Raw genomic sequence first — 12,053 nt, forward strand, 5'->3', positions numbered from 1 at the left:
GGGTGAATGGCGCACTTGTATGAATTGATTTAATCGCTCATATCTTATTAAATGCATCGTTCCGATGCTATTTTTTTGGTAGCGTAGCGCCGTGCCATTTTTGCGCATTCCACTCTGGCGCCCTTCGATCCGCCGTGGTCTTGTTACATTTTTGGAAGGAACCGGCCCCATGACCCGACTTCGCTCGACCATGCTCCGGAGCATGGTTGCCGTGCTCTGTGCACTGGCGTTGCCGGCGATGGCCGCGGAGGTCCAGGTGACGGTGCAGGACGGCTCCGGCAAACCGCTGCCGGGCGCGATCGTGTTCCTGGATTCCCCGGAGGCGCACAAGCTGGTGCGTCCCATGGCCCAGCAGGACATGGGGCAGCTCAAGCGCCGCTTCGTGCCCGAGGTGCTGGCCGTGACGGTGGGCACCGAGGTGCGGTTTCCCAACAGGGACAACGTGCGCCACCATGTGTATTCGTTCTCGCCGGCCAAGAAGTTCGAACTGCAGCTGTATTCCGGCACGCCGGCCAACCCCGTGCTCTTCGACCGGCCGGGCGTCGTGGTGCTCGGCTGCAACATCCACGACCAGATGGTCGCCTGGATCCTCGTGCTGGAGACACCGTATTTCGCGCAGAGCGCCGCGCCGTTCGGCAGCGCGCGCCTGGAGAAGGTGCCCGCGGGCAACTACACGCTGCGCGTGTGGCATTCGGGCCTGCCGGTGGGCGCCGCGGCCTATGCGCAGCCCCTGGCGGTGGCCGAAGGCGCGGCGCCGGTGGTCGTCCGCCTGACGGGGGTGACCCCTTGAACCTGCGCGCGCTGCACCGCAGTCTGATCCTTCGGCTGGTCGGCATTTCCCTGCTGCTGCTGCTGATCGTGCAGGCGGCGGGATTTGCCGTGGTGCAGACCTTCATCGTGCGCAATGCCCGCGCCCAGATCGAGCGCAGCCTGGACGTGGACGAACGCGTCTGGCGCTGGCTGCTGACGCAGAACGCCGTGCGGCTGCAGGAGGCCTCGGTGCTGCTGGCGGCCGACTACGGTTTTCGGTCCGCCGTGAATTCGGGCGACTCGGAGACGATCCAGTCCGTGCTGGAGAACCACGGCGCGCGCATCGGCGCCGCGATGACGGCGCTGCTGGACACCCGCATGCACCTGCAGGCCACCAGCCCCTCGCGCACTCCGGCCGACTACCAGAGCGCGGTGGACCAGGCCGTGCCCGCGCTGGTGGCGCAGCCACAGGGCAGCCAGATCGCCGTGGTGCACGGCATCCCGTACCAGTTCGTGATGGTGCCCATGCGGGCGCCTTTGCTGGTGGGCTGGGTGCTGATGGGTTTTCCGGTCAACGAGACGCTGGTGTCCGAGATGCAGCAACTGCTGTCGGTGGACGTGGCCATCCAGGTGCGCGATGCCACCGGTGCCGTGGCCGTGCCGGTGAGCACCCTGCCGGACCGCGCGCTGGCCGATCTGCGCGACTTCCGCATGGGCGGTGAGCAGGTGCTCGGCGGCGAGACGCTGCTGGTGCGCCCCGTGCGCCTGGACAGCGGCGCCACCAGCGCCCGGGCGCTGCTGCTTCGTTCGCTCAACGACGTGGTGGCGCCCTACCGCCAGCTGCAGGCCCTGCTGGGTGGGATCACCGTGGCTGGCCTGGTGCTCTTCGCGCTGGGCAGCGCCTTCATGGCTCGCCGCGTGACGACACCGCTGCGCTCGCTTGTCTCGGCCACGCACCGCCTGTCCCAGGGCGACTACGACGCCCCCATCGAGCACACGCGCCGCCTCGACGAGATCGGCAACCTCGCCCGCTCGTTCGACCGCATGCGCGTGGACATCGCAGGGCAGCAGGGTGAGATCCTGCGGCTGGCCGATACCGACCGGCTGACCGGCGTGCCCAACCGGGAGCGCTTTCGCCGCGCCATCATGGAGGCCATCGGTCCCGGCAGCGGAGGGCGCCCCGTGGCCGTGATCGCGCTGGACCTGGACCGATTCAAGCACGTGAACGGCGTGCTGGGCTACGCGCTGGGCGACCGGCTGCTGCAGGCCGTTGCCGAACGCATCAGCGGGCAGACGCGGTCGCCGCAGGACGTCATCGCCCGCCTGGGCGGCAACGAGTTCGCCATGCTGCTGCCCGGCGCCGACGAGGCGGCCGCGCGCGACATGGCCCAGCGCATCCTCCGGGCCTTCGAGACGCCCATGGCTTTCGACGACCGCACGGTGGATCTGAGCGCGGGCATCGGCATCGCCTGCTGGCCCGGTCCGGCGCAGGATGCCGACACCCTGCTGAGCCACGCCGAAATCGCCATGTACGCGGCCAAGCTGCGGCTCAGCGGGGCGCTGGTGTACGAGCCGTCGATGGATTCCTCCAGCGCCGTCTCGCTTTCGCTGCTGACCGAACTGCGCCGCGCGGTGGACCGCAACGAGCTGCGCCTGTTCCTGCAGCCCAAGGTGTCGCTGACCGGCCAGCCGGGCCACGCGGCCGAGGCCCTGGTGCGCTGGCAGCACCCTGAGCGCGGCATGGTGCCGCCGATGCAGTTCATCCCCTTTGCGGAGCAGACCGGCTTCGTGCGGCAGCTCACGCTGTGGATGTTCGAGCAGGCGGTGATCTTCCTGGCGCAGCCGCGCGTGCAGGATCTGGCGCTGCGCATCTCGATCAACCTGTCCACGCGCGACCTGCTCGACCCCGAGCTGAGCAACCGCCTGGGCACCCTGCTGGCGCGCCACGGCGTGAGCGCCGCGTCGTTCTGCCTGGAGATCACCGAGAGTGCCATCATGGACGAGCCCCTGCGGGCCGAGGCCATGCTCAACCGCCTGTCCGAGCAGGGCTTCAAGCTGTCCATCGACGACTTCGGCACGGGCTACTCGTCGCTGGCCTACCTCAAGCGGCTGCCGGTGGACGAGCTGAAGATCGACAAGTCCTTCGTCATCGGCATGGCCTCCGACGACGGCGACGAGCAGATCGTGCGCTCCACCATCGACCTGGCGCACAACCTGGGCCTGAGCGTGGTGGCCGAAGGGGTGGAAACCGTGTCCATCCTGGAGCGACTGCGGGCCCTGCATTGCGACGATGCGCAGGGCTACTACATCAGCCGGCCGCTCCCCACGGACGACTTTATCGCCTGGCACGCCGCGGCGGCCGAGCGAAAATAGCGCCCATGTCCGATTCGCCGCCCCGCCGCCGCCTCTCCCTTCCCCCCGCCGCCCCCGCCAAGGTGGCGCCGCCTGCGGCCACCGCACCCTCCGCACGCCGGGCACCGGCCACCGCGCAACCCGCCACCCGGGCGAATGCCGGCCCCGCCGCCCGGCCGTTCAATGGCCCGAATGCCGGCGCCAACAACGCATCGCCGCGCCCCGCTGTCCGTCCTGCCGCGGCCCAAGCCCCGTCCCGGCCCGAGCCTTGGCAGGGCCGGTCGCCGGACCGCGCACCGCAGGCGGCCGCCCGGCGCGGGCCTGCCGCTGCGCCCCTGGCGGGCGAGGGCGGCACCTCGCGCCTGAACAAGCGCATGGCCGAGCTGGGCCTGTGCTCGCGCCGCGAGGCCGACGACTGGATCGCGCAGGGTTGGGTCAAGGTCAACGGCGAAGTCGCGCCGATGGGGCTGCAGGTGCTGCCCACCGACCGCATCGAGGTCGAGCGCGTGGCGCAGGGCTTTCAGGAGCAGAAGGTCACCATCCTGATGCACAAGCCCATGGGCTACGTGAGCGGCCAGGCCGAGGACGGGCACACGCCCGCCGTCGCCCTCATCAACCCGCGCACGCACTGGCGCGAGGACCCGAGCCGCATGCGCTTTTCGCCGCCGCAGCTGCGGGGCCTAGCACCCTGCGGGCGGCTGGACATCGACTCGGTCGGCCTGCTCGTGCTCACGCAGGACGGCCGCGTGGCGCGCCAGCTCATCGGCGAGGACTCCGACGTCGAGAAGGAATACCTCGTGCGCGTGCAGTACGGCGAGGTGGCGCTGAACGTGCAGGACGCCTTTCCCGCCGGCCAGCTGGCCCGCCTGTGCCATGGCCTGGCCCTGGATGGCCAGCCGCTCAGGCCCGCCCGCGTGGACTGGCAGAACCCCGAGCAGCTGCGCTTCGTGCTCAAGGAAGGCAAGAAGCGCCAGATCCGCCGCATGTGCGAACTGGTGGGCCTGAAGGTGGTGGGCTTGAAGCGCATCCGCATCGGCCGCATCACCCTGGGCAACCTGCCCGTCGGGCAGTGGCGCTACCTGGGGGCGCACGAGAAGTTCTGACGCCGGGTGCGCGTGGGGCATGGCGCCGCCGCGGGCACCCATGGCAGGATTCTTGGGTGCTTTTGCCTCCATGCCCTAGTGAATAATGCCTTGATTGCTATTAAATTAATAGCAACTTCCTTGGGCAGGTTCCATCGGGGCACGGGCGCTCAGGGCAGGGTGCCCCCGGCGGTGCCGATCACGCCGACGCCCGCCTGACGCCGCACCGAGCGGGCCGTCTCGGCGGCGGATTCCGGCGCGATCAGCCAGGCCCGCCACGCACCGAAAGCCTGGATCGCCGGCGCATCCAGCGCTGGCGCGTCGGCGGTGCCGCTGGCCGTCTGGTCGTTGGGCACGCAGTCCCGGCCGATGGCCTGGCGGCACAGGCCATCGGCCGGGTCGGCCTGCCCGGCGAACGGGGCGAAGGCTGGGCCCGGGCCGGGCGCGTGCGGGTAGCGGTACACGGGCCGGGTCACATGGTCGAAATGGTTGCCCTCCATCAACAGGCAGGCCGTGGCCGTCAGGGGCATGGCCGCGCCTTCGCCGCTGAGGTTCTCGAAATAGTTGTTGACCAGGTGCGCGGCCACGGTGGCGTTCTTCATGCCGCCCGCATGCGGCCCGCGGCCCGAGGTGTCGTGCACGTAGTTGCGGGCCACGGTGATCGTGTCCTGCGCGCCCAGGAACAGCCACAGCCAGTAGTGGTGGCCGTCGCAGGTGGCCGACTGGCCGGTGCGCCCATCGAACTCGTTGCCGGACAGGGTGACGTGCGCGGCGCTGCCGAAGCCCGTCACCACCATCTGGCGGCCGATGCGCGCGAACAGGTTGTGGTCCACCCACACGCCGTCGGCGCCGTCGATGGTCAGCGCATCGCCGCCCCAGACGACGCCCGGGTTGATGTCGGTGATGCGGATGTTCTGGACGATGACGTTGCGGTTGCCGTCGCCGATGCGCAGGCCCCGGCCCTGGATGCCGGCGTTGCGGCCGACGCCGACGAGGGTCTTGTTGGAGCCCACGGGCAGGGGGCGGCGCCCGGCGTTGTCGTAGGTCACCGGGGCGGCCGGGCGGCCGTCGCAGAAGTGGGCGACGTTCAGGCCCCACTGGCCGCCCTGGCCCGGTGGGGTGTCCCGGCAGGCGAAGGCCAGGCACCCGGCCTCGGTGGTGGTGGCGGAGCCGTTGGCCAGCAGCGACCCCCGGAAGTCGAACAGGCGGTCCAGCACGATCACGCGCGGTGCGTCGTCGGTGCATCGCGGGCCCTCGGCGCGCTGGCACAGCGCGCGCTCCAGGCCCTCCAGCGAAGTGGGGCGCACCACCTCGGCCTGGCCGCCGCCGGTGACCCCGGCGGCGAAGCCATCGGGACGGCCCGTGGCCTGCTGCGCCCACAGCGGCGGTGCGGGGCCCAGCAGCAGGGCCAGGCACGCCGCCATCGGCAGGTGCCTGTGAAGCAGGCTTCGGAGTGGGTGCATGGATCGGGTTCCGTTGTCGGGGATGCCGGCCCTCCCCGGGCCGGGGCGGGATGGCGGCTTGGAGCGGGGCGCGCGCCCGGAGTTCAATGGCCGAGGCGCCCCGGGGCGGCGCCTCGGCCGGGAGTGGACCGGCGAGCCTTGATAATGCGGCGCCTGCCCCGAACTGCCGGGGCATCCCTCTTTTTGTGAATGACCCAGACCTCCCAATCCACACCATGAGCAAACAGACCCATTCCTTCCAGGCCGAAGTGGCGCAACTGCTGCACCTGGTCACGCATTCGCTGTACTCCAACCAGGAAATCTTCCTGCGCGAGCTGATCTCCAATGCGTCCGACGCCTGCGACAAGCTGCGTTTCGAGGCCCTGAACAACAACGCCCTGTACGAAGACGCGCCCCACCTCGAAGTGCGCGTGGCCTTCGACAAGGACGCCAAGACGCTCACCATCACCGACAACGGCATCGGCATGAGCCAGCAGGAGGCCATCGACCACCTGGGCACCATCGCCAAGAGCGGCACCAAGGACTTCATGGGCAAGCTCTCGGGCGACCAGAAGGCCACCGCGTCCGAGCAGGGCCAGTTGATCGGGCAGTTCGGCGTGGGCTTTTATTCCGGCTTCATCGTGGCCGACAAGATCACCGTGGAATCGCGCCGGGCCGGCCTGCCCGCCGAGCAGGGCGTGCGCTGGATCAGCGGCGGCACGGGCGACTTCGAGGTCGAGACCATCACCCGCCCCGAGCGCGGCACCAGCATCATCCTGCACCTGCGCGACGACGCTGAAGAGTTCCTGAACGCCTGGAAGATCAAGTCCATCATCGGCAAGTATTCCGACCACATCAGCCTGCCCATCCTGATGGAAAAGGAAGAGTGGAAAGAGGGCGAGCTGATCAACCCCGGTGACGAAAACGGCGGCCGCCAGCCCGGCGGCATGGTCAAGACCGGCGAGTGGGAAACCGTCAACAAGGCCAGCGCCCTGTGGACCCGCCCCAAGAAGGACATCACCGAAGAGCAGTACCAGGACTTCTACAAGGCCATCAGCCACGACCACGAGAACCCGCTCACCTGGAGCCACAACCGCGTGGAGGGCAACACCGAGTACACCCAGCTGCTGTACGTGCCCGCCAAGGCACCGTTCGACCTGTGGAACCGCGACAAGAAGGCCGGCGTGAAGCTGTACGTCAAGCGCGTGTTCATCATGGACGATGCCGAGGCGCTGATGCCCACCTACCTGCGCTTCGTGAAGGGCGTGATCGACTCCAGCGACCTGCCGCTCAACGTGAGCCGCGAGCTGCTGCAGGAAAGCCGCGACGTGCGCGCCATCCGCGAAGGCTCCACCAAGCGCGTGCTCGGCATGCTGGAAGACCTGGCCAAGCACGACAAGCACACCGCCGGTGAAGAAGGCGCCGACGGCGTGACCGATGTGGTGAGCGACGAGGACAAGGCCAAGGAAGGCAAGTACACGGCGTTCTATGCCGAATTCGGCGCCGTGCTCAAGGAAGGCCTGGGCGAGGACTTCGGCAACCGCGAGCGCCTGGCCAAGCTGCTGCGCTTCGCCTCCACGCAAAGCGATGCGGTCACCGTCTCGTTCGCCGACTACAAGGCGCGCATGAAGGACGGCCAGGACGCCATCTACTACATCACCGCCGACACGCTGGCCGCCGCCAAGAACAGCCCGCAGCTCGAAGTCTTCAAGAAAAAGGGCATCGAGGTGCTCCTGATGACCGACCGCGTGGACGAGTGGGCGCTGAACTACCTGCAGGACTTCGACGGCACGCCGCTGCAGTCCGTGGCCAAGGGCGCGGTCGATCTGGGCAAGCTGCAGGACGAGGCCGAGAAGAAGGCCGCCGAGGAAGCCGCCGAGGCCTTCAAGCCGCTGCTGGCCAAGCTCAAGGAAGCCCTCAAGGACAAGGCCGACGACGTGCGCGCCACCACCCGCCTGGTCGATTCGCCCGCCTGCCTGGTCGTGCAGGACGACGGCATGAGCACCCAGCTGGCGCGCATGCTCAAGCAGGCCGGCCAGCAGGCGCCCGAGTCCAAGCCCGTGCTGGAGGTGAACCCCGATCACGCCCTGGTCAAGAAGCTGGACGGCAGCGTGCACTTCCACGACCTGGCACACATCCTGTTCGACCAGGCGCTGCTGGCCGAAGGCGGCCTGCCCGAGGACCCCGCCGCCTATGTGAAGCGCGTGAATGCATTGCTGGCCTGATCGGCCTCCAGCGCATGATTCACTAGGGCATATTGCTATTAAATAAGTAGCAATCAAAAAGCCCGGTCTTCTTGGGAGGCCGGGCTTTTTGCATGGCGGCGGGCCTGCTGGCCGATAATGCGCCCGTCTGAAACGCCACCCCTTCGAGGCCGCCGCCATGCTGCGCTTTTTCCTCCTCTTCCTGACCCTGCAGTTGACGATGTTCGGCATCAACATGCTGGGCTGGGTGCAGCAGCACCTGGTGCTGCCGTGGACGGCGCTGCTGGCGCGCATCTGCGCCGGGTTGGTCACCTGGTTCGACAGCTCGGCCGCCGCCTCGGGCAAGGTGCTGTGGAACCAGGCCACGGGCTTCGGCGTCTCCATCGAGGCGGGTTGCAACGGCATCGAGGCGTGCATCGTGCTGTTCGCCGCCGTCATGGCGTTCCCGTCCACCTGGCGGCACAAGCTGGTGGGCCTGGTCGCCGGCTTCGTGGCCGTGCAGGCCATGAACATCGTGCGGGTGGTCAGCCTGTTCTACCTGGGGCAGTGGAACACCGCCATCTTCAACTTCGCCCACGAATACCTCTGGCAGGCGCTCATCATGGTGGACGTGCTCATCGTCTGGCTGCTGTGGGTGCGGGCCGGCAGCCGGGGCGGCGCGGGCGCCCCGCCGAACGAGCCGCCGGCGGCACCGCCCTCGGCGCCGTCCGCCTCCCCTGCGGCCGTGCCGGCGTGATCCGCGGCACCGCATGCGCCGCGCCGCCAGCCTGAAAATCTTCGTCCTCGGCCTGTTCGCCGGGGTGGTGCTGCTCACCCTGCTGTGGATCCGGGTCTCGCCCTGGACCTCGTACCCCGTGGGCATGGTGGCCGGCGCGGTCCTGGAGCACGCCGCCCCCGGCTGGGTGCGCGAGACGCGGCTGCGGCCCGGGGCGTTCGAGGTCGATACCTCGGTGGCGGTCGCCATGCCGCAGACCGGCAACCGCCTGGTCGAGATCACCGTCGAATCCGACCCCGGCCGCTATGCCTACGGCCTGCCCATCTTCCTCGCCCTGCTGCTGGCCGCGCGCGGCCCGGGCCGCACCTGGCGCGCGCTGGCCGGCTTCGCGCTGCTCGTGCCGCTGCAGGCCTTCAGCCTGGTGATGCACCTGCTCATGCAGGTGGTGCTGACGGCGCAGCTCGACGTGCGCGTGCTCAAGGTCGCCCAGTGGCAATTGGAGGCCCTGGTGTACGGCTACCAGGTGGGCGTGCTGGTGCTGCCCACGCTCGCGCCCATGGTGCTGTGGCTGTGGCTGGACCGGCAGTTCGTCAACGAGGTGGTGATCGAGGCCTGGCGCCGCTCCCTGCCGGCCGCGCGCGCCGCCGCGCCCGTGCCGGCTGCAGCGGCGGTGGTGGCATCGCCCGAGCCTGCCGCGGGCGTGGTGGCCGAGCCTGCGGACGCCATCCCTGAGCCGGTCCACCACTTGCCGCCCGGGCTGGGCGGCAAGGTCTCGGCCAGCGCCGCAGCCACCCTGCCTGTGCGCAAAAAACCACGCTGAAGCGCGCGGCGGTCGCGCGGACACGCGCCAGCCACCGGGGCCTGACAGAATGCCGCCGCATGCTGTTGCTCCTCTCCCATTTCTTGCGTGGCTTCGGGCCCCGGCGCGTGCTGCAGGCCGCGCTGGGCGGCACCGCGGCCGTCCTCGCTGCCCAGGCCCTGGCCGCCCCGTCCGGCGATGCCGGCAACCCGGCGGAAGGTGACCCGCCCCCCTGGGCCCTGCACGCGCAGACCACCTACGTCTGGCAGCACAAGCCCTCGTTCGACGCGCCCTACACCGGCCCGAACAGCCTGGTGCCCACGGCCGAGCGCTCGTATTCCTTCACCGCCACCGCCGACCTCGGGCTGCGCCCCTGGAGCGGCGCGCAGATCCACTTCAACCCCGAGGCGGGGCAGGGCGTGCCGCTGTCGCACCTGTCAGGCGCGGGCGGGCTCTCCAATGGCGAGCTGGCCCGCACCTCGGGCGCGCAGATCAAGGCCTATCGCGCGCGCCTGTTCCTGCTGCAGCGCTGGGACGCGGGCGGCGACACCGAACGCATCGAGCCCGACTTCAACGAACTGGGCGGCAGCGCCAGCGCGCGCCGGTGGACCCTGGTGGCCGGCAACCTTTCGCTGCTGGACTACTTCGACAACAACCCCTACGCCAAGGACCCGCGCGAGCAGTTCTTCAACTGGTCCTTTCTGACGCCCGGCGCCTGGGACTACGCGGCCGATGCGCGCGGCTACACCTGGGCCGGCATCCTCGAATACCGCACGCCGCAGTGGGCCGTGCGCGGTGGCCGCGCCCTGCAGCCGCGCGAATCCAACGGCCAGCCGCTGGACCGCTCGTGGACCAAGCACTACGGCGACCAGATCGAGGCCGAATCCGACCTGCCGGTGGCCCTGCCCGCCGGCCCGCTGCGCGGGCGCGTGCTGCTGTTCCGCAACCGCGCCGTGATGGGCGCGTTCGCCGATGCGCTGGCCGCGTCCCGGGCCGTTGGCGGCACGCCGGACGTCGGCGCCGTGCGCCGCCTGCAGACCAAGACCGGCTGGGCCCTGACCCTGGAGGCCCCGCTGGCGGAAGACGCCGGCGTCTTCGTGCGCGCCAGCCGCAGCAGCGGCCGCCAGGAAACGTACGCCTTCGCCGAGATCGACCGCCAGCTGTCCTTCGGCGGCCAGATCGGCGGCGCCGCCTGGGGCCGCGCCGCCGACCGTGTGGGCGCCGCCTTGGCGGTCAACGGGTTGTCGGCCGACCACCGTAACTATCTCGCAGCGGGTGGGCTGGGGGCTTTTCTCGGCGATGGGGCGCTGCGCTACGGCAGCGAGCGGGTGTGGGAGGCGTATTACCGGCTCACGTTCGCCCCGGTGCCGATGCCGGGCGGACCGCTGCAGTCCGCCGTTTCGCTGGGGGTGCAGCACATCGTGCACCCGGGCTACAACCGCGACCGGGGGCCGGTGGATGTGGTGTCGGTGCGGGTGCATGCGGAGTTTTGAGGGCGGCTGGTCATGCATGAATTGATTGCTTGTGAGTCAATTGATTTGTGACTAATAATTTAGTTTTTTAGGCATTAGACAAAACAGCAGGCGGGAGAAGAAATGCAATGTGCAAAAAATGAGGCATCGGTTGACGGTGCCTTGACTGTGGGTTGCCCTGTGTTTGGCACGTCGGTGCTCAGAGCCGCGGGACCTCAAGGCGGTTTTTTGGGGTGGACAGCGTTTGTCATGCGCCGGCTGAGCGGGTTGTGCCGTTGCGCGATGGCGCGGGCACTGTTGCATGCTGCGTTGGGCCTTTTGATGCTCACAGGCAGTCTCGCTGCGCATGCGGAACTGCAAAAAAGCTTTCTGTACCATTGGTCGACGGGAAACCCGAAGTTCGCCACCAAGGAGGCGTACTGCGCATGGTTTGCTGGAGGCTATTCCAATGCCACGGGCTTTGTGGTCGCAGGCGACTACTGCGCCGTCGACTCCTCTGAGGGCCCGGCGTATTACTGGGCCCCCATCTGGAAACAATCTACGTTGTCCTGCCCGCCCAACAGCACCACCACGGCGAGCGGCACCTGTGCCTGCCAGCCGGGGTTCGCCGAGGACGTGCCCACCAACGCCTGCATTGCCGCCACGCCCGAACCATCGGCATTTTCCTGCAGGGCCTCCGGCGTGGAAGTGGGGCAGCCCATCATGCCGTCGAACGAAGCCAAGGTCCGCACCGAGACCGACTGGAGCGGGCAGGGGCCTGCGGCGCTGTCTTTTACTCGGCGGTACGAAAGCACCTGGGGCAAAGACCCGGGCCGGCCCCAAGGGCCCTTGAGCATGGCGTGGAGCCACAATCACCAAGCGTTTCTGTTGGCCAGCAGCGCGGCCACCGGAATCAGCGTGAGCATCACGACGGGAGAGGGCCACCTGCGGACCTTCTTCAAGGCGACGGGCAGCAGCACCTGGACCACGGCCAGCAACGACGTGCTGACGCAATCGGCCTCCGGCACCTGGACCTACCAGCGCAGCGACGACGACGCCACGCTGCAGTTCAGTAGCGGCGGCAAGCTGCAGTCGGTCACGGCGCGCAACGGCTGGGTGACGTCCTACGCGTACCACACTTATGGACTCTTGGCCTCCATCACCAATCCGTTCGGGCAGAAGCTCTTGCTTGATTACCAACCGTCGGGCCGGCTGACCTCCGTCATCACGCCCGATCAGCAAACCATCGGCTATGCCT

The 12,053-nt window shown here is 68.9% G+C and carries 10 protein-coding genes; 8 read left to right on the forward strand and 2 right to left on the reverse strand.

All coding sequences use genetic code 11. The features are described 5' to 3' along the window. Positions 1-169: 169 nt before the first annotated feature. From AVTE2539_RS25975 to AVTE2539_RS25985, 3 genes are all read left to right on the forward strand, one after another. Complete coding sequence (locus tag AVTE2539_RS25975; RefSeq protein ID WP_498740620.1) at positions 170-790, forward strand: methylamine utilization protein; 621 nt, start codon at positions 170-172, stop codon at positions 788-790. After that, entirely contained in the window at positions 787-3,123 is a 2,337-nt protein-coding gene (locus AVTE2539_RS25980) for a putative bifunctional diguanylate cyclase/phosphodiesterase (protein ID WP_284415185.1), read from the forward strand. Before AVTE2539_RS25975 ends, AVTE2539_RS25980 begins: the two co-directional genes overlap by 4 nt. A gap of 353 nt (positions 3,124-3,476) precedes the next feature. After that, positions 3,477-4,205: a pseudouridine synthase gene (locus AVTE2539_RS25985; protein WP_284415203.1), complete on the forward strand. Its 729-nt coding sequence runs from the start codon at positions 3,477-3,479 to the stop codon at positions 4,203-4,205. A gap of 149 nt (positions 4,206-4,354) precedes the next feature. On the opposite strand, the gene AVTE2539_RS25990 is transcribed toward AVTE2539_RS25985, so the two are convergent. After that, positions 4,355-5,647 (reverse strand): polysaccharide lyase family 1 protein, encoded by a 1,293-nt coding sequence (locus tag AVTE2539_RS25990; protein ID WP_284415187.1) that lies wholly within the window; start codon positions 5,645-5,647, stop codon positions 4,355-4,357. 215 nt (positions 5,648-5,862) lie between these two features. On the opposite strand from AVTE2539_RS25990, the gene htpG reads away from it, so the two are divergent. The 4 genes from htpG to AVTE2539_RS26010 all read left to right on the forward strand — a co-directional run bounded on the left by htpG (position 5,863) and on the right by AVTE2539_RS26010 (position 10,837). Continuing rightward, positions 5,863-7,851 (forward strand): molecular chaperone HtpG, encoded by a 1,989-nt coding sequence (htpG, locus tag AVTE2539_RS25995; protein WP_284415189.1) that lies wholly within the window; start codon positions 5,863-5,865, stop codon positions 7,849-7,851. Positions 7,852-8,008: 157 nt separating this feature from the next. After that, positions 8,009-8,566, forward strand: a complete 558-nt coding sequence (gene xrtH / locus AVTE2539_RS26000; RefSeq protein WP_272549279.1) for an exosortase H — start codon at positions 8,009-8,011, stop codon at positions 8,564-8,566. 13 nt (positions 8,567-8,579) lie between these two features. Next, positions 8,580-9,365: an exosortase H-associated membrane protein gene (locus tag AVTE2539_RS26005; protein ID WP_284415191.1), complete on the forward strand. Its 786-nt coding sequence runs from the start codon at positions 8,580-8,582 to the stop codon at positions 9,363-9,365. A 59-nt stretch (positions 9,366-9,424) separates the two neighbouring features. Beyond that, entirely contained in the window at positions 9,425-10,837 is a 1,413-nt protein-coding gene (locus AVTE2539_RS26010) for a carbohydrate porin (protein WP_284415193.1), read from the forward strand. 491 nt (positions 10,838-11,328) lie between these two features. Here the strand turns inward: AVTE2539_RS26010 and AVTE2539_RS26015 are convergent, their stop codons facing one another. Then, entirely contained in the window at positions 11,329-11,538 is a 210-nt protein-coding gene (locus tag AVTE2539_RS26015) for a hypothetical protein (protein WP_284415195.1), read from the reverse strand. On the opposite strand from AVTE2539_RS26015, the gene AVTE2539_RS26020 reads away from it, so the two are divergent. Then, positions 11,519-12,053, forward strand: a 535-nt coding sequence (locus AVTE2539_RS26020) for a DUF6531 domain-containing protein (protein WP_284415197.1), incomplete at its 3' end; no start/stop codon positions are given. The genes AVTE2539_RS26015 and AVTE2539_RS26020 overlap by 20 nt on opposite strands.

It is taken from the genome of Acidovorax sp. SUPP2539, assembly GCF_030158975.1.
In the GTDB taxonomy this organism is placed as follows: Bacteria; Pseudomonadota; Gammaproteobacteria; order Burkholderiales; family Burkholderiaceae_C; genus Paracidovorax.